The organism is Gillisia sp. CAL575, assembly GCF_000403785.1.
Classification (GTDB): Bacteria; Bacteroidota; Bacteroidia; order Flavobacteriales; family Flavobacteriaceae; genus Gillisia.
In genome coordinates this window covers 173,677-198,669 of the sequence record NZ_APHJ01000026.1, presented here as the reverse complement: position 1 = coordinate 198,669, position 24,993 = coordinate 173,677, and the positions used below count along the sequence as shown (strand labels likewise).

Sequence of the window (24,993 nt, the reverse complement as noted above, 5' to 3'; positions counted from 1 at the left end):
AATTCATGATCTACGCAAACAACATTCATAAGTATTACGGGGACCTTCACGTGCTAAAAGGAGTTAATTTACATATTGGAAAAAGTGAAATAGTTTCTATAGTAGGTGCTTCGGGTGCTGGTAAAACTACTCTTTTACATATTTTAGGCACCTTAGATCAGCCAGATAAAAAACCTGACAGCACATTAAAAGTAAATGGTATTGACATTTATTCGCAGAATTCTAAAATGCTTTCCAAATTTAGAAATGAACAAGTTGGTTTTATTTTTCAATTTCATCAGTTATTACCAGAATTCACCGCTTTAGAAAATATTTGTATTCCTGCTTTTATAAAAGGAACTTCAAAGGCGAATGCAGAAAAGCGTGCTTACGAGTTATTGGAATTCTTGAATTTATCTCCAAGAGCAAATCACAAACCTGCCGAATTAAGTGGTGGGGAACAACAAAGAATTGCCGTTGCAAGATCATTGATTAACAATCCTGCCGTGATATATGCCGATGAACCTTCTGGTAACTTAGACAGTGAATCTGCTGAAAATTTACATAAGTTGTTTTTTCAGCTAAGAGAAGAATTTCACCAAACCTTCGTAATTGTTACACACAATGAAGAATTGGCTAATATGGCCGATAGAAAATTAACGATGGTTGATGGAGAAATAGTTTCTGGAATCTAATTTGAAACTAAAACTTCTCAAAAACACCCAATCCGAATAAGGCGAAATCGTATTTTACGGGGTCATTTTTATCCAGTTTTCTCAAAGCTATATCTAATTCAAAAACAGCCTTTGCATCATTTTGTTTCCTATTTAGCAAGCCTAACTTTCTTGCTACATTTCCTGAGTGAACATCTAATGGACAGGACAATAACGAAGGTGAAATGTTTTCCCAGATGCCAAAATCTACACCTGCATTGTCTTTACGTATCATCCATCTTAAGAACATATTTATTCTCTTCGCTGCCGATCCTTTTAAAGGATCACTCACATGTTTTTCTGTTCTGGACAAATGATCAATTTCAAAAAAAATAGATTTAAACTCAGAGATATTTTGCTGTAGAGATCCATTTGTATCAATTGTTGAAAAAACTGATTCTAGTCCACCGTGATTAAGATATATATGTTTTAAGGCTTTTATAAAAGTTTGAAAGTCCAATCCATTAAAGGTTCTATGAACAAAATCATCTAAAGGTTCCAAGTGAGAATCAGAATGATTTAATATGAAATCGTAGGGAGAATTTCCTAAAAGATCCATCATTTTATTTGCATTTTTAATAATACTCTTCCTATTACCCCAAGCTATAGTAGCAGCTAAAAACCCAGCTATTTCAATATCTTCTTTAAGGCTAAACTTATGCGGGATGCTTATAGGGTCGCTTTCAATAAAATTGAAATTATTATATTGTACATATTTAGAATCGAGAAATTCCTTTAATTCTGTAGGTGACAAATTGCTATATTTAAAATAATGAATTCAAAGATAAAGTTTCAAAATCAATTACTTATAATGCTTTACATTTTTACCAGTTCGCTTAATAAGTTAAAGGGTTGCATCACTAAATGAGGAACAAAAATTTTAAAAATTTTTAATGGCATCATTATTGAAAAGATTAGTGCTTTGAGTTAAAATTAATGTTTTATTAGCTTTAACCATTTAATACTTTTGTAACCAGATTCCAACCAAGATCTAATTTTATATGATTAAAGCTTTACAACCTGAAAACGAAACTGCTAGAATAGCTTCTTTAAACGAACTCCAGATTCTAAACACCGAAACAGAGATTAATTTCGATAATATTGCGCTATTAGCATCATTTATTTGTGAAGTTCCTATTTCCTTAATAACCCTAGTTGGAGAGGAAAAACAATGGTTCAAGGCTAAAGTTGGAACAGATCTAAAAGACACAGATAGAAATGTTTCGTTTTGCTCTCATGCTATCCTACAGCCAGATGAAATCATGGAAGTTAAAGATACACATCTTGATAAAAGATTCATAAACAACCCTCTTGTCACCTCTGATCCTGACATAAGATTTTACGCCGGAATGCCTATTAAATCTATGACCGGAGAGGCTCTTGGCACCTTGTGTGTTATAGATAAAAAACCTCATTCTCTAAATGACAAACAAAAAGATGCACTTAAGGCATTAGCGAAACAAGTAGAAAGTTTGTTCGAATTACGTCGTCAAAATCTTGCATTAGAGAAGGTGAAGAAGGAGTTAGGGATAAAAAACAATCTACTTAAAGAATTTGCTGGAACAGTATCTCACGATATGAAAATGCCCCTGGCAAATATGATTATCACATCAGATCTCCTTAAAGCGAAATACGGGAAGTTGTTGGATGACACAGGGCTTAATTATTTAACTTATTTGAAACAATCTTCTTTTAGATTAAGCAATTATATTACAGACATTCTTAACCACTATGAAAGTGACACTTTATTAGACTCTCACACTGAAGATTTTGATTTACAAGATGTTTTAGAGCAGATTATAGATTTATTAAATATAAAATTTGATTGTGAGATAAATTTGCCTGAAGATAACTTAATAGTTCATTGCAATAGAGCGGCATTTCAACAAATATTCTTCAACCTCATTGGAAATAGTCTTAAATATAATAATCAAGAAAAGATTATTATAGATGTTACAGGAGTAGAAAAAAATGGATATTATCATTTTTCTATAACAGATAACGGAATTGGTATTCCTGAAAATAAGCAAGAAGCCATCTTCGAACTTTTTACCATTGTAGAAGAATCAGATAGAAGTGGTAATCGTGGAAACGGAATTGGACTATCTACCGTTCAAAAATTAGTGCATAATTTAGGAGGAGAAATCTCAGTACAATCTGAAGTAAATAAAGGCACAACTTTTAATTTTACTATTAAAAGAGCGCTATAAAATAAAATATCATTGATTTCCAGCAAAATAGCTGAGAAAAATTTCATATTATTGACTGTCGTATAGATAATTTTAGAAGTAGGGAGTAATATGGAGCAAAAAATAGCGTTTAATGAGAAAATAAGGCAATCTGTACTAACAGATTATGATATTTCCAAAACGACTACTGAAGAAGATTTTAATCAACTTACCTTTTTGGCAGCAACCATCTGCCATGCGCCTACCGCTTTTTTAAGTATAATAGATAAAAATCATATCTGGCTTAAGTCAAAAACAGGAATAGATATAAATGAGATAGAGCGAAAAGATGCATTTGCCCAACTCACTTTAGAATCTGAAGATCACCAATATTGTTTGAATTATTCTGAAGCTCCTCTTATTTTTGATAAAGCAAAAATTCATTATAAAGATCAATATAAATTCTATGTAGGCATTAAAATATCTAATGCCCAAGGATATGTTATTGGAGTTTTAAGTGTTCTAGATACAAAAGAACGTCAATTAAAAAAATATCAGATTGAAGGTTTGAAAGCTTTGGGAAACCAATGTATGAAATTATTCGAATTTGCTAAGCAGAATAAAAAGTTTAGAATTGTTCAGAAAAAACTTAAACAAAAATATCAGGAATTAGAGAAATTTGCAAGTGTAGTTTCTCATGATATAAAGTCTCCTTTAGCAAATATAATCTCGCTTACTGAATTACTTAAGGTTGAAAATCAAGGTAAATTTGATGACGAAACCACTCAATATTTAAATTATTTAAACGAATCTTCTTATTCCCTACGGAATTATGTAGATGGAATTTTAAGTTTTTACAGAAGCGAACATATTTTAGAGAAAGATTATGAAAATGTAGATCTCCATAATCTTCTTAGTGGTATTGCACATTTATATGATGTTGCAAACGATGTGGAAATAGATTATCCAGAAACTGCAGCATTAAATAATGTGAATAAAGCAGCTCTTACACAGGTTTTCCTGAATTTGGTAACTAATGCCTTAAAATATAATACCAAAGACCACAGAAAGATCCAAATCACTTTTAAACAGACTGAGACTTACTATCACTTTGCGGTAATAGATAATGGTAATGGTTTTTCTGAAGAAAATTCCTCAAAGATCTTTGAGCTTTTCACAACTTTAGATACTAATGATCGCGATGGAAACCCAGGAAGCGGTATTGGACTAGCAACTGTAAAGAAACTTATAAATAGTATGGGAGGAAGTATAAAAGTAAATTCTACACTTGGAGAAGGGAGTAACTTTCAGTTTACTATTAAACGAGTTTAGTTCCCCTTAATCACTATATTAAAAAGCTGTTTTATATATTTGAGAAACAATTAAATATTCATGCAGTTTTATTATCCAGAAGTATTATACACGCTTATACTGCTGATTATTCCAATTATTGTTCATTTATTTCAACTTAGAAAGTTTAAGACAGAATATTTTACTAATGTAAAATTTCTAAAAAAACTAAGCCTCCAAACCAGAAAAAGTTCCAGAATAAAAAAGTGGTTAATTCTTACCACCAGATTGTTGGCCCTTACTGCTATAATATTTTCCTTTGCTCAACCTTATTTCCCTTCAAAAATTCTAAATTCTGAAAATGTGGAAACTGTAATCTATTTGGATAATTCCTATAGTATGCAAGCTATCGGAAAAAAAGGAAAATTATTAGAGCGAAGTGTACAGGAATTGTTAGAAAGCGATTTTTCAAATAAGAATATTACTTTATTTACTAATTCAGAAAATCATAAAAATGTTACTAAAGAAAACCTTCAAAACATAGAATATTCTGGAAATCAACTGGATTTTAAAACGGCAATATTAAAAGCAGCAAATAGTTTTTCAAAGGACTCTAGTATCCTAAAGAAATTTCTAATAATTTCTGACCTTCAGCAGAATTTTCAGCTTCCATTAAACAATGAAAATTCAGAGATTGATCTTTATATCTATCAAAAGTCTCTGGAGCGAAAAGAAAACTTAAAAATAGATACTGCATTTATTTCTTCTGAAAATATGGATTCTAGAATTCTGAATCTCAGGATAAGTAATACTGGAAAAAGTTCACAAAGTACTCCAGTATCACTTTACAGTAACAACAAACTAATTGGAAAAACTAGCGCTAATATAGAATCTAATAGTTCAACTAGACTTTCTTTTCCTATTAATGATCCTGAAATACATCAAGGGAAGATCCTGATAGAAGATAACGGACTCTTATTTGACAATTCTATTTATTTTTCACTGAATAAAATTCAACCTATTAAAGTTTGTAGCATTAATCCGGGAAAAAGTGATTTTTTACAACGCATATATACCGCTTCCGAATTTGACTACTCTAGTTTTTTAGCTACTTCCATTAATTACAATGTCCTTAATGATGCAGATGTAATCATTTTGAATGAAATTCCAGAGATCAGTGATGTACTAACTTCTAGTCTCTCTAAGCTCGCTTCAAAAAATAAAATTGTTATCATTATTCCTTCCGCAGAAAATTTAGGATCTAATTTTAATGATTTTCTTAAATCAATGGGAATTTCTGGGTTTGATAAAAAACAGTTAGAGGAGAAATTAGTAACTGGGATTAAATTTCAGCATCCTTTATACAATGGAGTATTTGATAAACAGGTCAAGAATTTTGAATATCCAAAAGTACAGATCAGTTATAATTTAAATTCAGATTCTAATACCATTTTATCATTGCAGGATAATCAACCCTTTTTACTTCAGAAGGGCAATTCATTTATTTTTTCGGCACCCCTAAATTCTGAAAACTCCAATTTTACCCAGTCCCCTTTAGTGGTTCCTACATTTTACAAGATGGCTATTTCTAAAATTAAAACTCCTTCTTTATATAGTTACATAGGAATTGAGAATAAGATTACTCTTCCTATAATTGCTAATAATGACGAAATTGTTAAATTAAGATCCGACAAATTATCGTTTATCCCCCAGCAAAAAAGCTCTATAGGGGATATTGAAATCACTACCAATGAGCTGCCACATATTCCCGATAATTATTCCGTTGAACTAGGAGATAAGCCACTTATGGCAATTAGTTATAATGTATCTACAGATGAAAGTAATATGAACTATACAGATCTAGATAACACTAAAAATTTCCAACAGATTAGGGATCTGAAACAATTCTTTTTTTCTGAAGGCTATGTAGATGAAAAGAATACATTTTGGAAATGGTTTGTTACTTTTGCACTGTTATTTTTAATAATTGAAACTTTACTCCTAAAATATTTTAAATGAAGCTACTCCTTAAGGCTGCCAAAATAATAGATCCAGGATCTAAATACCATCACAAAAAGGTAGATATTTTAATTGAGGGTGGAATTATTAAAAAGATTGGATCTTCTTTGAATATAAAGGATTTAGATAAAGTGATCGATCTTAAAAATCTTCATGTATCAAAAGGTTGGTTTGATAGCAGTGTAAGCTTTGGCGAACCAGGATATGAAGAACGCGAAACCATTAAAAACGGACTCAAGGTAGCTGGGCAAAGTGGATTCACTCAAATTGCACTCAACCCAGGAACAAACCCAGTCTTGGATAATAACGGAAGTATAACTTCTGTAAAGTCTAAAGCTGAAAACAACGCAGTTCAATTATTTACCATTGGTGCGCTAACTAAGAAATCTGAAGGTAGAGATCTTGCTGAATTATACGATATGTATCAAGCTGGAGCAATTGCCTTTGGTGATTATAAGAAGGCTATCGCACATCCAAATCTTTTAAAACTCTCCTTACTATATGCTCAAAATTTCGACGGACTTGTGCAATCTTTCCCGCAGGACGATCAAATTGCGGGATATGGATTGGTAAATGAGCATATAAATAGTACTTCGCTTGGTCTTAATGGAATCCCTGCTTTAGCAGAGGAGCTACAAATAATTAGGGACCTTTATATTCTTGAATACACCGGCGGCAAGTTACATATCCCAACTATTTCTACTGAAAAATCGGTAAAACTAATTAAAGATGCCAAGAAAAAGGGCTTAGATGTAAGCTGTAGCGTCGCAATACATAATTTGATCTATACCGATGACGAATTGGTGGAATTTGATACTCGCTATAAAGTATTACCTCCTTTAAGAACTAAGCCAGATATAAACGCTTTGCGTAAAGCAGTTCTGAATGGAACTATAGATATGGTAACTTCAGATCATACCCCAATAGATCTAGAAAATAAAAAAGTAGAATTTGAACATGCTCTTTACGGTACCATTGGTTTAGAATCAGCTTTTGGTGCACTTTCTACTATCTTCGATCTAGATGAAACTATAAGTCTATTAACTAAAGGAAGAGCGCGTTTTAATATTCCCGAAGTAGAAATTAAAGAGGGACATCAGGCAAATCTAAGTTTTTTCAATCCTGAAGTGCAAAGTTATTTTAGGAAAGAAAACATATATTCAAATTCCAAAAACAGTATGTTTCTCGACTTAAAGATAAAAGGTGAAGTTTATGGAATTATAAATGGAATGAGATATAGCATGCCATCTAAAGGTTAATTGCATATTTTTGCAATTCATCAATCAATTAAAATCTAAACATCATGAATACTAACATAGAAAATGGAAAATCTGCCGCAATCGTGGCGTATCTTACTATTATTGGGACCATTATAGCTTATTTTATGAACAACGAGACTAAAAATAGTTTCGCTAGTTTTCATATTAGACAAGCTTTAGGAATCCATATTACCTATTTTGTATTAGGAGCATTTGTAAGCATTTTTGATAGTTGGATGGTTTCATATTCCTTTTGGATCTTTATCATAATTCTTTGGGGATACGGTTTAGTCACTGCAATTCAAGGAGAACAAAAGGAAGTTCCTTTATTAGGAGCACAATTTCAAAAATGGTTTAGTACTGTAAATTAAAAAATGACAACAATCCCTCTTTCTTTAACGCATCTTGTAAGACCCTCTTCAATAACTTCTGGAAAGGCACCAACATTAATCATGTTGCATGGGTATGGTAGCGATGAGAACGATCTATTTTCGTTTGCTAGCGAATTACCAGAAGAATTATTAATTATTTCCGCAAGGGCTCCTTATCAGCTTCAACCATATGGAAATGCATGGTATGCTATAAATTTTGATGCTGTTCAAGGAAAATTCAGTGATAATGAACAAGCTAAAGAATCTCGTATAGCGATCTCTAATTTTATAGATGAAGTGATTGCCAATTATCCTGTAGATAAAGATAATATTACGCTTCTAGGCTTTAGTCAGGGCACTATTTTAAGTTACGCAGTAGCACTAAGTGAACCAGCTAAAGTTAAAAACGTGATTGCGCTGAGTGGGTATATAAATACTGAAATTATTTCTCCTGAATTCGAGAATAATGATTTTTCAGACCTTTCTATATATGCTTCCCACGGAAGTCAAGATCAGGTAATACCTGTATCTTGGGCTAGAAAAGCTCCAGAGTTTCTAAATAAATTAGGAGTTAAGCATAGCTATTCAGAATTTCCAGTGGGACACGGAGTGCATCCACAAAACTTTACCGAACTTAAAAAGTGGTTAATAGATCGTCTTTAATCCTGTGGATAGAGAAATGACTTTTCCGTATTCAAGATTAGATTTTTGTTTTCATCTAACTCGTAAGATATGAGTATCTCTCCCCAGTAAGTACCATCGGTAAAATCTGCAATGATCCATTTATGGTTTAGGATCTTTACTTTATTAATGCGCATTACTCCTTCCATACCAGCGAAAGGAACTAGGTCATTATCTTCAGCGGCCTTATTTCGTCCTATAATTTCATCTTCAATAGCTTGCGCTAATTCTTTAGAATTGATTCCTAAACGTTCAAAATAAGATATTGCTTCTTCATTTTCAGCTAAAGAAAAATAATTTAAATTCAAGTTTTCACTTTCTAATTGCTCTTTCTCCTTCTCTAATTCTGCTACTCTATCTTGGAATTTTTCTATTTTTTCTTCTTTAGCGTCAAGGATCTTTTTATCGTTCACATAAATAAATATTGTGAACAAGAACATAAATATTAATAGGTAAGAAATTATTTTACTTCGCATCAAATAGTGATTTTTAAATTATCGTAGGCCAAAAAAACATTTTTTGGCAAAGTAGCCTGAATCTCATCATGGAATCCTAATAAGTGGCTTATATGAGTAATATATGCTTGTTCTGGATTTACTTCAGCAATAAAAGTCAAAGCCTCTTCCAAACTAAAATGAGAATGATGAGACTCCTGTCTTAGTGCATTTATCACTAAAACCTTTACTCCCTCCAATTTATTTGTTTCTTCAGGCTCTATTGTTTTTACATCGGTTAAATAGGCGAAATCCTTTAATCTAAATCCAAATACTTGCAACCTGTTGTGCAATGCATTAATAGGAATAATAGCTAAGTCCTTAAAAAGAAAAGGTTTGTTTTCAATTTCGTTTATCTGAACACTGGGCGCTCCAGGATATTTATCATGATCATCCAAAATATATTCGAAACGTTTATGCAAATTTTGCAACACTCTTGAATGCGCAAATACTGGGATATCCCCTTGCTTAAAAAAAAAGGGCCTAATATCATCTAAACCAGCAGTATGATCGTTATGCTCATGTGTAAAAAGAATAGCATCTAGTCTATCTACTTTGTTCGTTAGCATTTGGGCTCTAAAATCTGGCCCACAGTCAATTAAAATAATGGATCCCTCCCATTCCACAAGAACAGAAACTCTTAAACGCTTATCTTTTGGATTTTCACTTAAACAAACTGGATGTTTGCTACCAATAACTGGGATTCCTTGTGAAGTTCCTGTACCTAAAAATGTTACTTGCAAGCTTATTATTTTAAGACAAAAGTAAGTATAATATTTTTTCTGCAGGCTTCTGTTTTTACTACCTTTGTTTCCAGTAACACTTTTCTCAAAAAGATAAAACTATGCCCATTACCATTATGGGGGACCGTGAGTTTGAAAACGTTCCTTCAATTAAAAGTAAAGCTTTACGAATAAATCTAAATGAAAATATTTACGGCACATTTGCTGAAATAGGTGCAGGGCAGGAAACTGTAAGAAATTTCTTTAGAGCTGGTGGAGCTTCGGGTACTATTGCAAAGGCAATGAGTGCATATGATAAAGATTTTAGTGATGCCATTTATGGAGTTGAAGATGATAAAAGGTATGTTACTGAAGCCAGGTTGAAAAAAATGCTCTCTTACGAGATCAGGTTAATTGAAGATAGGATCTCCAGAGAAAAACATCCTAATAAATTATTCTTTAGTTACGCAAATACTGTTGCTACCATAGATTTCGCTAAGAAATACAAAGGTCATGGTTGGATTGGGATACGATACCAAGTAGATCCAAATGAAGATTATAATGAGATAAGTTTGCATATTCGTTTTCATGAAAATGATGCAAGACTTCAGCAAAACACTTTAGGTATTTTAGGTGTAAACCTTATTTATGGGGCTTATTATAAGTATGATAATCCTAAAAAATTATTGAGATATCTTTATGATCATATAGATAAAGATCAGATAGAAATAGATACTATTAATTTTTCTGGACCTCGATTTGAAAAAGTTGATAATAGGCTAATGAGTCTTCAACTGGTAAAAAATGGCATGACCGATGCGGTTATGTTTGCACCAGATGGAAATAATATTTTACCAGCCAGAATACTTTATAAAAAGAATATTCTTGCATTAAGAGGGAGTTTTAGACCTGTTACTAATGTAAATATGGATATGTATAAAAGGTCTTTAGAACTTTTTATACAAGAAAATAAAGTAGAGGAAGAAAACACAGAAGTTATTTTTGAAATCACTCTTTCCAACCTTCGTGCAGAGGGTGAAATAGATGAAAGGGATTTTATGGATCGTGCCGAATTGCTTTGTTCTTTAGGACAAACTGTAATGATCTCTAACTTCCAGGAATATTATAGAGTTGTTGAATATTTCTCTCGCTATACCAAAGAGCGAATGGGATTAGCCATGGGAGTAAATAACCTAATCGATATTTTTGATGAGAAATACTACCGTCATTTAAGTGGTGGAATCTTAGAAGCATTTGGAAAACTATTCTTTAAGGATCTTAAAGTATACCTCTACCCTCTTAAAGATCCTGAAACTGGTGAAATTATAACAAGTGAAAATTTAAAAGTACATCCTCGAATGAAAGAATTATTTAAATTCTTTAAACATAATGGGAAAGTGGTTGATATTGAAAAATATAACCCAGATATTTTAGATGTTTTCTCTAGAGAGATCTTACAAATGATTAATGAAGGTAAAACCGGTTGGGAAAATATGTTACCAGAACGTACTGCCAGTATGATTAAAGATCAAAAATTGTTTGGATATAGAGAACACTCTCTTCAAGATAAGTCCTAATAATTAAATTATATAAACAAAAAAGCTGGATAAATAATTATCCAGCTTTTTTGTTTAATTCAGAAGAACTTATACTTAATCTATTCGGGTAATTTTAGCCCCAATAGCTCTAAGTCTTTCATCTATATTCTCATAACCTCTGTCAATTTGTTCAATATTATGAATAGTTGAGGTTCCATTTGCAGACATTGCAGCAATTAATAAAGAAACTCCTGCTCTAATATCTGGCGAAGTCATGGTGGTAGCTCTTAAACTAGATTTAAAGTCGTGTCCTATTACGGTAGCCCTATGTGGATCGCAAAGGATAATTTTCGCCCCCATATCTATTAGTTTATCTACAAAGAACAATCTGCTCTCAAACATTTTTTGATGTATTAGCACACTTCCTCTTGCCTGTGTTGCAACTACCAATAAAATACTCAATAAATCTGGAGTAAATCCTGGCCATGGTGCATCGCTAATATTCATTATAGAACCATCTATAAAATTTTGTACTTCATAACCATCTATATGTGCAGGGACAAAAATATCATCTCCTCTTTTTTCAATGGTAATACCAAGCTTTTCAAAAGTTGTAGGTATTAAACCTAAATTATCCCAACTTACATTTTTAATAGTAATCTCACTTTTAGTCATGGCCGCCAAACCAATCCATGATCCAATCTCGATCATATCTGGTAAGATTGTATGCTCACAACCTGTAAAACCTTCAACTCCTTCAATCGTTAATAAGTTAGAGCCAACTCCTTCGATCTTAGCTCCCATGGAATTCAGCATCTTACATAATTGCTGAAGATAAGGCTCGCATGCCGCATTATAAATCGTAGTTTTTCCTTTTGCCCAAACCGCAGCCATAAGAATATTGGCAGTTCCAGTTACAGAAGCTTCTTCCAGTAACATATAGCTTCCAGTTAAACCGTTTGGAGCTTCCACACCATAAAAACGCTCTTCCTTGTTATATCTAAATTTAGCCCCAAGTTTCACGAACCCATCAAAATGGGTATCTAATCTTCTTCTTCCAATTTTATCGCCACCTGGTCTAGGAATATATCCTTTTCCAAATCTCCCTAATAAAGGACCAACGATCATAATAGAACCTCGAAGACCACTACCTTCATTCTTAAAAGCATCACTCTCTAAATAATCTAGATCTATAGCATCGCTCTGGAAACTATAACTGCCTTTACCTAATTTTTCAATTTTAACACCTAAATTTCCTAGAAGTTTAATTAGCTTATTGACATCTATTATATCAGGAATATTATTTATTATAACTTTTTCCGGAGTTAATAAAACTGCACAAAGAATTTGAAGCGCTTCATTCTTAGCGCCTTGAGGTTGTATGCTTCCACTTAAGGAATGACCACCCTCAATTTGAAAAGTACCCATAAAATTAAGATTTTTAGTAGCGTTTACGTCCGCGAGGATTCCTGTTACTAACAGGCTTCTTAGGGGTATTGCTATATTTTTTATTTCCTCTAAGCAAGCTTGCAGCTTCGCTAAGATCTTCTTCACTATTCTTTAGATTTATCTTACCATCACTTAATTCTTTTAAATGATTAAAGATCACATCGTCATCTACCGTCTCTCTATTCCAATTTAAATAAGACTTTTTCATGTGGTTAGCAATGGCATACTCTAAGGCATCCCTAAGCTCACCACTTTCCCATTTTACAGCCTCATCTATCATTCTTTTTATATTGTTTCCATAAAAACGATATTTCGGGAAATTTTGAGGATATGGCATTGGTTCTGGATGCTCTTCTAAAACTTCTCTGGAAGGCTTTGGGAAAGGAGAATCTACATCTAATTTAAAATCACTTATTATAAATAATTGATCCCATAATTTATGCTGAAAATCTGGAACATCCCTTAAATGAGGATTCATATTTCCCATTACAGCAATAATAGATTTAGCTACTTTGTTACGCTCTTCTTCATCTTCAATGGCAACTGCATGTTCAACCATTTTTTGTAAATGCCGACCATATTCTGGAATGATTAACTTGCTCCTTTCGGAGTTATATTCTAATTCGTACGTCAAAATTGAAATTTATTGGTGATAACTAATTTGGTAGAAATTATACCGATTGCAAAATACTAAATATTATTCAACCTCCCTATGCAGGAAAACAATTAAATAGCATAAAGTAGCTTGTTTTAAGTTTTAAAGGGAAATTACTCCTTCCACTTCATTCCCTACTCGCTTATATTTTGCTATAACCGCATCTGGATCGCTCATTTTAACATTTACAGAAACACTTGTATATTTAGCATTTTTAGACTCCTTTGTATTAATAACAGCGCCCATATTATCAAAAATATCATGAATTTGAACAATTTTTGATTTATTAGTAAGTACAATAAACTTATACAAATAGACTGAAGGCCAAGAACTTGTTTCTTTTAATTGGACTTTTAATTTATCGTAAAATTCTTCTGGATTTTTCTCTGATTCCATAATATCTTTTCATTCCTACTTCTGCAAATATACGAGTTATGTTTCATTTTTTTTATCGATCACAAATACCGAAATTTGCATCGTGCAAAATAAAAAAATAGTTATTACCGGCGGTCCCGGTACAGGAAAATCTTCTATTATTAATTACTTGGAATCCCAGGGGCAGCATTGTCTACATGAGGTATCAAGACAAATAACTATAGAAGCTCAACAACAAGGAATTGAGCAGTTATTTTTAGAAAAACCCCTTTTATTCAGCGAGAAGTTGTTGGAAGCAAGAATAAATCAGCATTACGAAGCCGTGAAACTATCTAAAGAGCATATTTTCTTAGATCGTGGAATTCCAGACGTAGTTGCTTATATGGATTATTTTGGCACCTCCTATCCAGAAGAATTTGTAGTAGCCTGTAAGAACCATACATACGATAAAATATTCTTGCTACCACCTTGGAAAGAGATCTATACAAGCGATAGTGAGCGATACGAATCTTATGAGCAGGCCCTAGTGATACACGAGAACTTAAAAAATTCTTATATTACTTATGGTTACGACCCTATTGTAGTGCCTAAAGGTACCGTTGCCAATAGATGTAGCTTTATAATGAATTCCTTAGATGGATAAATTTGCAGCAAGCCAAAGACATATTATTTAAGTACTGGGGGTATTCTTCTTTTAAATCTTTACAGGAGGATATCATTCTAGCTGCGGAAAAAAATCAAGATATCATTGCCCTTCTTCCAACTGGAGGAGGGAAATCTTTATGTTACCAGATTCCTGCATTACAAAAAGAAGGAATTTGTATAATTGTATCTCCCCTAGTTGCTTTAATTGAAGACCAAGTAACAGCATTGCAAGAAAAAGGAATTAAAGCAATGGCTATCACGGGAGGAATCTCTTATGCAGAACTGGATACCCTTCTGGATAATTGCATTTATGGGAATTATAAATTTTTATACCTATCTCCAGAGCGTTTACAACAAGATCTTGTTCGTGAACGCATAAAATTAATGCCTGTTAATTTAATTGCAATAGACGAAGCTCATTGTATATCTCAGTGGGGACATGACTTTAGGCCAGCCTATTTAAATGTTTCAGCATTAAGAGATTTGCATCCAGAAATCCCTATAATGGCGGTTACAGCTACAGCTACCAGCAGAGTTGTTAAGGATATTGCTGACCAATTAAAATTGAATAATCCTAAGGTTTTTAAAAATTCTCTGGAGCGAAATAATATTCGTTTTAATGTGATAACCTCAGAAGATAAGGAGTTTAGAATGCATCAATTATTGCAGGATCGTGATGAAAGTGCAATTGTTTATGTAAGAAGCAGAAATGCAACCTTAGAAATAAGTAGATCTTTAATTAAAAATGGATATTCCGCAGCAGCATTCCATGGAGGACTTTCTTCAAAAGAAAAATCTAAACAATTAAATTCTTGGCTAAAAGAGAAAACTAAGATCATGGTGGCTACCAATGCTTTTGGAATGGGAATAGACAAGCCAAATGTGAGACATGTTATTCATCTAAATTTACCGGAAAGCATAGAAAGTTATTTTCAGGAAGCTGGGAGAGCAGGTCGGGATGGAAAGCCTTCTGTTGCTTCTATAATTACAAACAAAAGTGATATACCAGTATTAAAGAATCAATTTATAAATTCTCTTCCAGACTTAGCTTTTGCTATATTAATTTATAAAAAACTTACCTCCTATTTTCAGATAGCTTACGGGGAAGGATTAAATACGGTGCACGATTTTAATTTTGCAGATTTTTGCCATCACTATCAGTTAAACAATACAAAAACATATAATACGCTGCAATTATTGGATAGAATAAGTGTATTAAAACTATCTCAGCAGTTTCAAAAAGCTACCAGTCTTCAATTTATTATTTCCAATAAGCAATTACTTTATTATTTAGAAGAAAACCCCAAGTTTGATCCCGTGGTAAAAGCGGTCTTAAGAACCTATGGTGGTATTTTTGATAATAAAATTCAAATAAATATAGTCTCAGTTTGCAAGAAAGCAGGCGTTGCAGAAAATGAAGCTCTTTCTATTTTGAATACTTTACATAAAGATAAAATTGTTGACTTTGAACATCAACAAAATGATGCTTCCATAACCTTTTTAGTACCTAGAGAAGATGAGAATACTATTTATCCATTTTCAAAATATATCAAGAACCAATCAATTAGTAAGCTTAATAAAGTTGAAGCATTATTAAATTATATTGAAAATGATAAAAAATGTAGAAGTCAACAATTATTAAATTATTTTGGTGATAAAGATGCAGTAAAATGCGGAATCTGTTCTGTATGTATGCCTAAAGAAAGATATCTAAAAAAGGAATTGATAAGAAGTATTTATAATGATGTGATTATATTATTAAAGCAAAAAGATGAAAGTTCTAGAACTATCATCAGTACACTCCCATATCCAGAAAAAGCCATATTAAAAGTGATAGATTTAATGTTGGATAAAGAATTAATTTCTATTACTCCAACCAATACATATAAATTAAAAAATTAATGAGAGATCTAAGAATAGTTTTTATGGGTACTCCAGAGTTCGCTGTGACCACCCTAAGACATATTATAGAAGCCAAATATAATGTTGTAGGTGTTATTACGGCACCGGATAGACCTGCAGGTAGAGGAAGAAAATTGCAACAGAGTGCTGTAAAGGAATTTGCTGTAGTAAATAACCTTCCAGTATTACAGCCTACCAATTTAAAATCGCCAGAATTTTTAGAAGAATTAAAAGATCTAAAGTCAAATCTACAAGTTGTTGTTGCATTTAGAATGCTACCTAAAATTGTTTGGCAATTACCAGAATTTGGAACTTTTAATCTACACGCTTCTTTGTTACCACAATATAGAGGAGCGGCTCCAATTAACTGGGCTATTATAAATGGGGAAACCCAAACAGGAGCATCTACCTTCTTTATTGATGATAAAATAGATACTGGTGACATGATCCTTCAAAAGGAGACACCAATTGAACTAAATGATACTGTAGGAAGCCTTCATGATAAGTTAATGAGCCTTGGTGCCAGTCTTGTTACAGATACTTTAGAACTTATAAAAGAAGATAAGGTAAAGACTATCTCACAAAAAGAAAGTGAAGATCTAAGGGACGCACCTAAATTAACTAAAGAAAACACCAAAATTAATTGGGCATTAAGCGCTAATAAGCTTTATAATTTTATAAGAGGCTTAAATCCGTATCCGGCTGCGTGGACTGTAATTAAAAATGGAGAGGCAGAATTAAATGCTAAATTGTATGATATAGACATCTTATTAGAATCTCATGATAGGGATCTAGGAATAATTTTTAAAGAAGATAATAAATTAAAAATTGCAGTATCAGATGGATATATTGTAGTTAATGAAATTCAGTTACCTGGAAAACGAAAAATGAAAACAAAAGAACTTCTAAATGGCTATCAATTTGAAAACGGGGCTAAAGTTCTGTGAAGCCTTATCCCTATTGAAATGACTGATTATTAAAAAAATTTAGTATATTTATTAACAATAAACCTAAGTTATTAACAAAATCCCGCATTTCCCTTGATATTACTTGCGTGGCTGAGAAATCCACATAAATTTGTAAAGCAAATTAACGTAAACGTTTAACCAACAATTAATTTAAAATTGAAATTATGAACAAAACAGATTTAATCGATTCAATGGCTGAACATGCTGGAATTTCTAAAGCAGCAGCTAAAAAAGCATTAGAGTCATTCTTAGGAAATGTTGAAGGTTCTCTTAAAAAAGGAGATCGTGTTTCTTTAGTAGGATTCGGTTCATGGTCAGTGTCAAAAAGAGCTGCTCGTGAAGGTAGAAACCCACAAACTGGTAACACTATTAAGATTGCTGCTAAAAATGTAGTGAAATTTAAAGCAGGTGCAGATTTACAAAAAGCTGTAAACTAGTTATAGTTTTCTATAAAAAGACAAAACTCTCCTTCGGGGGAGTTTTTTTTTGAAAATATGTATCAATTTATTTGAAATTGTTAATTTAATCTTTAGCTTTAATAAAAAGTATAGAATTATGATTGCTTTAAAACCAGAAAAAGGTCTTTTATTGGTTGCTGAGCCGACTATTATTGGAGATACATCTTTTAACCGCTCCGTGGTATTGTTAGCAGAACATTCTGAATCTGGTTCTATTGGATTTATTTTAAATAAGATACTTGACTTCACATTACAAGATTTAATTCCTGGTCTTAAAAAAAGTTTTAAGATATATAACGGTGGTCCAGTAGAACAGGATAATCTTTATTTTATTCATAAAATACCAGATCTAATTCCTGAGAGCATAGAGATTGCGAATGGAATTTATTGGGGAGGAAATTTTGAGGCAGTAAAGCAACTTATTATTAGCGATCAAATCTCAGATAAAGAAATTAGATTTTTTCTTGGCTATTCTGGCTGGGATGCAAAACAACTAACTGAGGAGCTAAATTCCAATTCTTGGATAATTACTGAGCACCAAGATGCAAAAGACATTATTGAAAGACCTTACAGATCCTTCTGGAAAGATAAAATGATGGAACTTGGGGGAAACTATATGTTATGGTCCAACGCTCCTGAAAACCCTAGTTATAATTAGCCCAATCTTGCTTTTACATTCAACTTAGTTAGTACTTCTTTACTAACAGTATTATCATATTCCTTTTTACGGTATTTTGAGATTGGCTGCACTCCTACAATTACATTCGAAATAAATAATTCATCTGCTTTTTGAAGTTCAAAAGGAGAAATACTGGATTCTTCTATTTCTAAATCCATCATTTTTTTCACAACAGAGATAATTTGTTTTCTAGAAATCCCATTTAAAGCACCATCTTGTAATGGTGGTGTCTTAATTTTATTTCCATTCACTATGAAAATATTTCCATTTAGCGCTTCTACTACCTGCTTTTTTTCATTTATCAGAAGACAATTCTGATAATCATTTTCCTTGGCGAAAATACTTCCCAAAACATTCACAGCCCTATTATTAGATTTAATCGTAGAAAGAAGACCGCTGGTTACATAGTGATCTTTAAATAATTCCACTTCATACGGTTCTTCATTCAGCAAATAAAAAGGATCATTCAGTGATTCTGAAGTAATAATATATTCAATATCTAAAGTGTCGGGTCTATAAAAACCTCCGGTTGTTCTAAAAATAGTGAATCTCACCCTCGCAGGAGAATTACTAAGCTCATTATTCTTAAGCAATTGTATGATCTTTTCCTCTAAAAATTCAGGAGAAAAATTTGCTGGGATTTCCATACGCATTATACGCATAGAAGACATTAACCTAAAATAATGATCTTCCCAAAAAATAATCTTCCCGTTAATAACTCTCAAAGTTTCGAATACCGAATCTCCATAAGCCAGCCCTCTATTAAAAACTGATATAGTTGCATCTTTATCCTCGACTAAATTCCCATTAATATTTATCATAAAAAAACCCCGTAATATTTATAAAACGGGGCAAAGGTACTATTAAAATATAAAAATTAGGACGAACCTAAGATCTGTTTTAAGTCTGAAATCATGTTCTCCCAAAGCATCTTCCCTTCTTCTATTTCATCTTCTTCGGCAAAATCTGTGATCATAATAGAAACATCTTTAGTAATTTCGTCAACTTGAATTCTGATTTCGAAAAAATAAGGAGATTCCTCATCTTCCAACCATCTAAATTTTATGCGTTCACCATTTTTCTTACTTAAAAGCTTTGCTTTTTCTTCGGATTCATTCCAAATGAAAGTAAAAAATTCCCCACGAGAATTCACATTGTCCGCATACCACTCGCTAAGACCAGAAGGTGTTGAAATATATTGATATAATAACGAAGGGGAAGCTTGTATTGGAAATTCCATTTCGTACTTAACTTTATCTTCCATGCTTATTTTATTAGATTTTGGGCAATATAAATATTAATTGCAAACCTTGAAAGGAAACAAATTAAAAGTTTCGTAAAATAAAACTTGCGCTAAAACAAATAGTTTTTATATTTGCAGCCGCAAACTTTCAGGTTGTAACGCCTAATATCATTAGCTGTTGTTCTAATCTATTTGTTTGCAATTGAATACAATTATGGCGAGGTAGCTCAGTTGGTTAGAGCGTTGGATTCATAACCCAGAGGTCACGAGTTCAAATCTCGTTCTCGCTACTAAAACCGATCAGAAATCATATTCTGGTCGGTTTTTTTATTCTCAAAATTCTCTTTCCTATTTTAATGTTATATCTTAAAGCTTAATTTCTTGATAGATCAGGTTTTAATTTAATATCTAATGCAGCATATCGTTATTCTTACTGGTGCAGGAATTAGTGCAGAAAGTGGCATTAAAACTTTTCGTGATTCTAATGGACTTTGGGAAGGACATGATATTATGGAGGTTGCTTCTCCTTCGGGATGGGCCAGAAATAAAGAGAAAGTCTTAGATTTTTACAATCAGCGTAGAAAGCAGTTATTAGAGGTAACTCCAAATAATGCTCACAAGGCTTTGGTAGAACTGGAAGAAAAATATAAGGTAAGTATTGTAACTCAAAACATAGACGATCTCCATGAACGTGCAGGAAGCTCCAGAGTTATTCATCTACATGGTGAATTATTAAAAGCGAGAAGTACTTTTGACGATGATCTAGTGTTAGATTGGAAAAAGGATTTGAACCTAGGCGATTTCTGCGAACATCACCATCAACTTAGGCCACATGTAGTTTGGTTTGGAGAAGCTGTAACGATGTTCCCAAAAGCTGTAGATGTTGTTGAGAATGCAGATATATTGATTATCGTTGGCACTTCTATGCAAGTATATCCGGCCGCAGCACTTTTAGATTATCTGCCTAATGAAACTCCCGTTTATTTTATAGATCCTAAACCTAATATTACTTCAGCTAAGAACCTGACTATTATTTCTAAAAAGGCAACGACAGGTGTGGTTCAATTAGTAGAGTCACTTCTTTCTTTATAATTACAATTTTCAAAATGAACTAGTCAAAATTCTTGATAACCCTAAATTCACAATCAAAATTAGTGACCTCTACTAATTTCTTCAGTTAACATTCCAAAAAACATTTCTAAAGCTTCAGAACTTCAAGGCTTTGAGAATTACTTAGTTAAAAGATTGAGTAAAATATGACATTCATCATATTACACTTTAACCACAATACTTTCATTTGTAAAGATAAATCGCGAGCCTTATACCTCAACTATTTACAAAATTTGTTTAGTGTTTTATAAACTAATAAACAGTTACTATAATGAACAAAAAGATTTTTGCATTACAGGCAGATGTTTGCAAAGCCTTGGCTCATCCTATAAGAATGGAGATCATCCACTTGTTAAGGGAAGAAGAGTTATGCTTTGCTAAAATTTTAGAAGCCACTGGCTGCTTAAAATCGAATCTTTCCCAACATCTTAAAATAATGATTGATAAGGGAGTTTTAAAAGTTAGAAGGGATGGGCAATGTCGGTATTATTCTCTTTTATCAAGAAAGGTTGGACAAGCTTGTCAATTAATGCATGAAGTATTATTTCAAAACATAAAAGATCAACAAGAATTAATAAAAAACATATAAAAATGAAAACAGTTTTAATATTAGGTGCTGGTATTGGAGGGATAGAAATAGCCCGTGAACTAAGTATAAATAGCGGTAATGAGGATGATATTCAAATAATTAAAATTATTGTCTTCGAAAAAGAGGATAAGAGTGTTTTTTCTCCATCTCTACCCTGGTTAATGGTGGGAAAAAGAGAAACCGATCAAATTTATAAATCGACAAAAAACATAGAGGCCTCTGGTCTTGAAGTTGTAAAGGGTGAGATTGAAAACATAGATCCTGAAAACATTTCAGTTACCGTTAAGAATAAAACATTCAAAGGAGATTATATGGTAGTCTCCTTAGGTGTGGAACAGAAAGCCAAATTTAAGCTTGATGACTATGGATATAATTTTTTTCAGCTTAAAGGTGCCGAGGGGTTTCATGAACAATTAGAAAAATTTAAGGGAGGGAAAATCGCTGTTTTAGTTTCTTCATTACCCTATAAAAGTCCTGCCGCCCCTTACGAGGCAGCTATGTTAATTCAAGATTACATAACTAATAAAGGCTTAAGCGATAAAACCGAAATTTCCATTTATACCCCCGAAAAAGAACCTATGGAATTTGCCGGGGAAGGTCCTTCAAGTGAGTTAAAATCCTTACTAGAGAAGAAGGGCATTAAATACTATAGTTCTCATCAAATTACTTCTGCTTCAAAAGATTCATTGGAATTTGACAACTATGAGAATTATAATTTTGATTTATTGGCTTTTACTCCTGAACACTTATGTCCAGCCGTTATCCGAAAAAGTAGTTTAGTAGGGAAATCTGGTTGGATTGAAGTAAATGAACTCAGCATGGAAACAGCATATCCCAATGTTTATGCAATAGGAGATATTGTTGAGTTAAAACTGGGCTCGGGAATTCCATTACCTAAACTAGGCGTATTTGCTCGAAGTCAGGCAAAAATTGTAGCCCATAATATAAGCAGGAGAATAGGAAATAAGGAAGCCAACAAAACTTTTAATGCTGAAGGTCAATATTATATTGAGTCAGGAGATGGCAAAGCAATACCCGCCAAGGCACATTTTTATGATCCTTCTAGTGAAAAAGTAGAAGTGAATTCTCCCGATAATTGGGGGCACATAAAAAAATGGTGGTCAGAAAAGTATTGGCTTTTTAAAAATTTCTAGAGAAAACACCTAAAATTATGATAGCTAATAAACTTCCATTATGGATCACTATCTTCTTATTTGGACTAGTTCTTAGGGCCCAGGAAGTAAGAACCATAGAAAAAGAAGAAGTTATTTCTAGAGTGATAGAAAATAACCAAAAACTTAAAATATCTGAACAGGAATTCTTCGAAGCTAGGGCCGATTATCGGCAAACCAATTCAGTCTTCCTCCCAAATATAAAATTGTCCCATACCGGGTTTACCACTAATAATCCGCTAATGGCTTTTGGTTCAAAGTTAAACCAGGAGATTATTTCCCAGAGCGATTTCAATCCGGATTTACTTAATAATCCCGACAAAATTGAAAATTTTTCTACAAGGTTAGAGGTACAACAACCCTTAATTAATGTAGACGGGATTTATCAGCGTAAAGCGGCAAAAAATAAAATGGCAGCCAGTGAATTTAATACCCTTCGAGCCAAAGAAAATATGATGTTGGAAGTGGAAAAATCATATATGTTGCTGCAGTTGGCTCACAAGGCGATAGCTGTTCTGGAAAAAGCAAAGGAAGCTACCCTCGCAAATAAAAAACTTGCCGATGACAGATTAAAACAAGGCTATTTACAAAGGTCTGATGTGCTAATAGTAGAAGTGCGTGTAACCGAGGTTGACAATCAATTGCAATATGCCAAGAGTAATGTTAAGAATGCTTCAGATTACCTGTCTTTTCTAATGAATGAACCTCAGGGAGTCATACTGCAACCTTCGGATTCTCTTCAGTTGGAATATCTGCCTGAAGAATCCTTTCTAAAAGTACCCGAGGAACGTGCTGATATTAAAGCCATGGAAATGGCTACCGAAGCCCGTAAAAAGATATACCAAGCCGATAAAATGGCTTTTCTGCCACGACTGAATGCTTTTGGGAGCTACGAGCTGTATGACGATGAATTATTCACTGGCGATGCCAATGGCTATATGGCCGGGATGGCACTAAGCTGGGACATCCTGCAGGGAACAAAACGTTTTGGAAAAGCCGATAAAAGTAAAGCTGAATATGAAAAGACAAAGCTTGAATATGAACAATATATATCTAGAAGTCAATTGGAACTGAACAAGGCGAAACGTGCTTTAACCGATGCCGAAAACAAACTTAGACTTACCAGTCTCGCCTTGGAGCAGTCTAAAGAATCATTGCGCATACGAACAAACCGTTTTGAACAGGGACTGGAAAAAACCACGGACCTATTGATGGCCGAAACCCAATATTCGGAAAAAGAACTGGAGTATTTCCAGACCATTTATGAATATAACTATGCGCTGGCCTACTTGGAATTTTTAAGTGCTAGATAAGTCCAGAAAAACATTGAACAATTCTGACATAAAGAATTAATATATACACTATGCAAATTAAATTATACACCCTTGCTCTTTTAACCGCTGGACTTTTAATAAGCTGTGTCGGGAACGAAGACAAAACTGCAACCCATAAAAAGGCCGCCATTAAAGTCAGCCTTAGTTCGCCCACTGAGGGCATCAGCCCGTTTGTAACCATGAGCGGAAAAATTGAAGCTGTAAACAATGCAAATCTGAGCACCCGAATGATGGGTTTTATAAACAAAATTCATGTAAACATTGGTGATAAGGTTAAAAAAGGCCAGCTATTGATATCTATAAATAATTCCGATTTGCGGGCACAGCTGGCACAGGTAAACGCTAAAATCACCGAAGCTACTGCAGCATATAACAATGCCGAAAAAGATTACCAGCGCTTTAAAGCTTTATTTGAAGAAAATAGCGCCTCCAGAAATGAACTGGATGATGTTACGTCCAATTACGAAATGGCCAAAGCCAGGCTAGAAGCCGCCAGGCAAATGAAAAATGAAACAGAATCTCAATTTGCCTATGTGAATATTAGGGCTCCCTTTAGTGGAGTGATTACTAATAAATTTGCGGAAGAGGGTACTCTGGCCAACCCTGGAATGCCCCTGCTGGCAATGGAAGCTCCCGGAGCTTTCGAAGTAAGGGCAACAGTTCCCGAATCGGAAATTTCATCAATTCAACAAGGAGCCCCGGTGAAGGTACTTGTGAAATCCATAGATAAAACTATCGATGGAAAAGTAAGCGAGGTAGGAACTTCAGCAAAAAATACCGGCGGGCAGTATCCTGTAAAAATAAGTTTGCAGGAAACCAATGCTAATATACTTTCGGGAATGTATGTGAGCATACAGTTTCCAATTGAAAAAACAAAAACCTCCCAAGCAGTATTAATACCTGAATCGGCCATAATTACCCGTGGGGATTTAAAAGGTATTTACACAGTGAGCACTCAAAATACTGCTGTGCTTCGATGGATTCGTACCGGCAGAAGTTACGGTGATAATATTGAAGTATTATCGGGCCTTAAAGCCGAGGAGCAATATATAACAGGTGCCGAAGGAAAGCTTTATAACGGAGCCAAAATTACCGTAGAGTAATTTTTTTTGCGTGAGGGATTGAAGCTTGCTGCCATGCAGCGCGTAAAGCCCGACCCCACAATGGGGATACGCCAAAG

The 24,993-nt window shown here is 33.4% G+C and carries 26 protein-coding genes and 1 tRNA gene; 19 read left to right on the top strand and 8 right to left on the bottom strand.

Annotated features, from left to right (window positions below; translation table 11 throughout):
• The first annotated feature begins 5 nt into the window (after window positions 1-5).
• Window positions 6-674, top strand: coding sequence for an ABC transporter ATP-binding protein (locus I130_RS09530; protein ID WP_034922175.1), 669 nt, complete (start codon window positions 6-8; stop codon window positions 672-674).
• Between the two features lie 7 nt (window positions 675-681).
• On the opposite strand, the gene I130_RS09525 is transcribed toward I130_RS09530, so the two are convergent.
• Window positions 682-1,446: a TIGR02757 family protein gene (locus I130_RS09525; RefSeq protein ID WP_034922172.1), complete on the bottom strand. Its 765-nt coding sequence runs from the start codon at window positions 1,444-1,446 to the stop codon at window positions 682-684.
• Between the two features lie 247 nt (window positions 1,447-1,693).
• Between I130_RS09525 and I130_RS09520 the strand changes: the two genes are divergently transcribed.
• From I130_RS09520 to I130_RS09495, 6 genes are all read left to right on the top strand, one after another.
• Window positions 1,694-2,902 (top strand): GAF domain-containing sensor histidine kinase, encoded by a 1,209-nt coding sequence (locus I130_RS09520; protein WP_034922161.1) that lies wholly within the window; start codon window positions 1,694-1,696, stop codon window positions 2,900-2,902.
• Window positions 2,903-2,992: 90 nt separating this feature from the next.
• Complete coding sequence (locus I130_RS09515) at window positions 2,993-4,192, top strand: sensor histidine kinase (RefSeq protein ID WP_034922150.1); 1,200 nt, start codon at window positions 2,993-2,995, stop codon at window positions 4,190-4,192.
• 60 nt (window positions 4,193-4,252) lie between these two features.
• On the top strand, window positions 4,253-6,169 hold the full coding sequence (locus tag I130_RS09510; protein ID WP_034922142.1) for a BatA domain-containing protein: 1,917 nt from the start codon (window positions 4,253-4,255) through the stop codon (window positions 6,167-6,169).
• Window positions 6,166-7,428, top strand: a complete 1,263-nt coding sequence (locus I130_RS09505) for a dihydroorotase (protein ID WP_034922139.1) — start codon at window positions 6,166-6,168, stop codon at window positions 7,426-7,428. Before I130_RS09510 ends, I130_RS09505 begins: the two co-directional genes overlap by 4 nt.
• Before the next feature lie 44 nt (window positions 7,429-7,472).
• Window positions 7,473-7,799 carry a DUF4870 domain-containing protein gene (locus tag I130_RS09500; RefSeq protein ID WP_034922136.1) on the top strand — a complete coding sequence of 109 codons (327 nt, stop codon included), beginning with the start codon at window positions 7,473-7,475 and terminating at the stop codon, window positions 7,797-7,799.
• A gap of 3 nt (window positions 7,800-7,802) precedes the next feature.
• A complete protein-coding gene (locus tag I130_RS09495) occupies window positions 7,803-8,462 on the top strand; it encodes an alpha/beta hydrolase (RefSeq protein ID WP_034922132.1) in 660 nt (219 codons plus the stop codon).
• On the opposite strand, the gene I130_RS09490 is transcribed toward I130_RS09495, so the two are convergent.
• Both I130_RS09490 and I130_RS09485 read right to left on the bottom strand, forming a co-directional pair.
• Entirely contained in the window at window positions 8,459-8,956 is a 498-nt protein-coding gene (locus tag I130_RS09490; RefSeq protein ID WP_034922127.1) for a hypothetical protein, read from the bottom strand. The two genes, I130_RS09495 and I130_RS09490, sit on opposite strands and share 4 nt — an antisense overlap.
• Window positions 8,956-9,717, bottom strand: a complete 762-nt coding sequence (locus I130_RS09485) for an MBL fold metallo-hydrolase (protein WP_034922124.1) — start codon at window positions 9,715-9,717, stop codon at window positions 8,956-8,958. Before I130_RS09485 ends, I130_RS09490 begins: the two co-directional genes overlap by 1 nt.
• Window positions 9,718-9,818: 101 nt before the next feature.
• Between I130_RS09485 and I130_RS09480 the strand changes: the two genes are divergently transcribed.
• Window positions 9,819-11,273 carry a nicotinate-nucleotide adenylyltransferase gene (locus tag I130_RS09480; RefSeq protein ID WP_034922120.1) on the top strand — a complete coding sequence of 485 codons (1,455 nt, stop codon included), beginning with the start codon at window positions 9,819-9,821 and terminating at the stop codon, window positions 11,271-11,273.
• A gap of 75 nt (window positions 11,274-11,348) precedes the next feature.
• Here the strand turns inward: I130_RS09480 and murA are convergent, their stop codons facing one another.
• The 3 genes from murA to I130_RS09465 all read right to left on the bottom strand — a co-directional run bounded on the left by murA (window position 11,349) and on the right by I130_RS09465 (window position 13,734).
• Complete coding sequence (gene murA / locus I130_RS09475) at window positions 11,349-12,662, bottom strand: UDP-N-acetylglucosamine 1-carboxyvinyltransferase (RefSeq protein WP_034922116.1); 1,314 nt, start codon at window positions 12,660-12,662, stop codon at window positions 11,349-11,351.
• 13 nt (window positions 12,663-12,675) lie between these two features.
• Window positions 12,676-13,317, bottom strand: coding sequence for a DUF4290 domain-containing protein (locus I130_RS09470; protein ID WP_034922113.1), 642 nt, complete (start codon window positions 13,315-13,317; stop codon window positions 12,676-12,678).
• Between the two features lie 123 nt (window positions 13,318-13,440).
• Window positions 13,441-13,734: a DUF493 family protein gene (locus I130_RS09465; protein WP_034922111.1), complete on the bottom strand. Its 294-nt coding sequence runs from the start codon at window positions 13,732-13,734 to the stop codon at window positions 13,441-13,443.
• Between the two features lie 82 nt (window positions 13,735-13,816).
• Here I130_RS09465 and I130_RS09460 point away from each other — a divergent pair, with 82 nt between their 5' ends.
• The 5 genes from I130_RS09460 to I130_RS09440 all read left to right on the top strand — a co-directional run bounded on the left by I130_RS09460 (window position 13,817) and on the right by I130_RS09440 (window position 18,344).
• On the top strand, window positions 13,817-14,356 hold the full coding sequence (locus I130_RS09460) for an AAA family ATPase (protein ID WP_034922108.1): 540 nt from the start codon (window positions 13,817-13,819) through the stop codon (window positions 14,354-14,356).
• A gap of 2 nt (window positions 14,357-14,358) precedes the next feature.
• Entirely contained in the window at window positions 14,359-16,260 is a 1,902-nt protein-coding gene (locus I130_RS09455) for an ATP-dependent DNA helicase RecQ (RefSeq protein WP_034922105.1), read from the top strand.
• On the top strand, window positions 16,260-17,207 hold the full coding sequence (gene fmt, locus I130_RS09450; protein ID WP_034922102.1) for a methionyl-tRNA formyltransferase: 948 nt from the start codon (window positions 16,260-16,262) through the stop codon (window positions 17,205-17,207). Before I130_RS09455 ends, fmt begins: the two co-directional genes overlap by 1 nt.
• 185 nt (window positions 17,208-17,392) lie before the next feature.
• A complete protein-coding gene (locus tag I130_RS09445) occupies window positions 17,393-17,665 on the top strand; it encodes an HU family DNA-binding protein (protein ID WP_026838369.1) in 273 nt (90 codons plus the stop codon).
• A gap of 118 nt (window positions 17,666-17,783) precedes the next feature.
• The gene (locus tag I130_RS09440) at window positions 17,784-18,344 is read left to right on the top strand and encodes a YqgE/AlgH family protein (protein ID WP_034922099.1); all 561 of its coding nucleotides are present in this window, start codon (window positions 17,784-17,786) and stop codon (window positions 18,342-18,344) included.
• Here the strand turns inward: I130_RS09440 and I130_RS09435 are convergent.
• A complete protein-coding gene (locus tag I130_RS09435; RefSeq protein ID WP_034922095.1) occupies window positions 18,341-19,186 on the bottom strand; it encodes an aminotransferase class IV in 846 nt (281 codons plus the stop codon). The genes I130_RS09440 and I130_RS09435 overlap by 4 nt on opposite strands.
• 56 nt (window positions 19,187-19,242) lie before the next feature.
• Window positions 19,243-19,629, bottom strand: a complete 387-nt coding sequence (locus I130_RS09430) for an START-like domain-containing protein (protein ID WP_034922092.1) — start codon at window positions 19,627-19,629, stop codon at window positions 19,243-19,245.
• A 195-nt stretch (window positions 19,630-19,824) separates the two neighbouring features.
• On the opposite strand from I130_RS09430, the gene I130_RS09425 reads away from it, so the two are divergent.
• The 6 genes from I130_RS09425 to I130_RS09400 all read left to right on the top strand — a co-directional run bounded on the left by I130_RS09425 (window position 19,825) and on the right by I130_RS09400 (window position 24,916).
• Window positions 19,825-19,898 (top strand) — tRNA-Met (locus I130_RS09425).
• A gap of 121 nt (window positions 19,899-20,019) precedes the next feature.
• A complete protein-coding gene (locus tag I130_RS09420) occupies window positions 20,020-20,700 on the top strand; it encodes an SIR2 family NAD-dependent protein deacylase (RefSeq protein WP_034922089.1) in 681 nt (226 codons plus the stop codon).
• Between the two features lie 289 nt (window positions 20,701-20,989).
• Window positions 20,990-21,307 (top strand): ArsR/SmtB family transcription factor, encoded by a 318-nt coding sequence (locus I130_RS09415; protein ID WP_034922086.1) that lies wholly within the window; start codon window positions 20,990-20,992, stop codon window positions 21,305-21,307.
• 2 nt (window positions 21,308-21,309) lie between these two features.
• Window positions 21,310-22,461, top strand: a complete 1,152-nt coding sequence (locus I130_RS09410) for an NAD(P)/FAD-dependent oxidoreductase (RefSeq protein WP_034922083.1) — start codon at window positions 21,310-21,312, stop codon at window positions 22,459-22,461.
• 17 nt (window positions 22,462-22,478) lie between these two features.
• Window positions 22,479-23,792, top strand: coding sequence for a TolC family protein (locus I130_RS09405; protein ID WP_034922081.1), 1,314 nt, complete (start codon window positions 22,479-22,481; stop codon window positions 23,790-23,792).
• Between the two features lie 50 nt (window positions 23,793-23,842).
• Window positions 23,843-24,916: an efflux RND transporter periplasmic adaptor subunit gene (locus I130_RS09400; protein ID WP_034922077.1), complete on the top strand. Its 1,074-nt coding sequence runs from the start codon at window positions 23,843-23,845 to the stop codon at window positions 24,914-24,916.
• Window positions 24,917-24,993 lie beyond the last annotated feature (77 nt).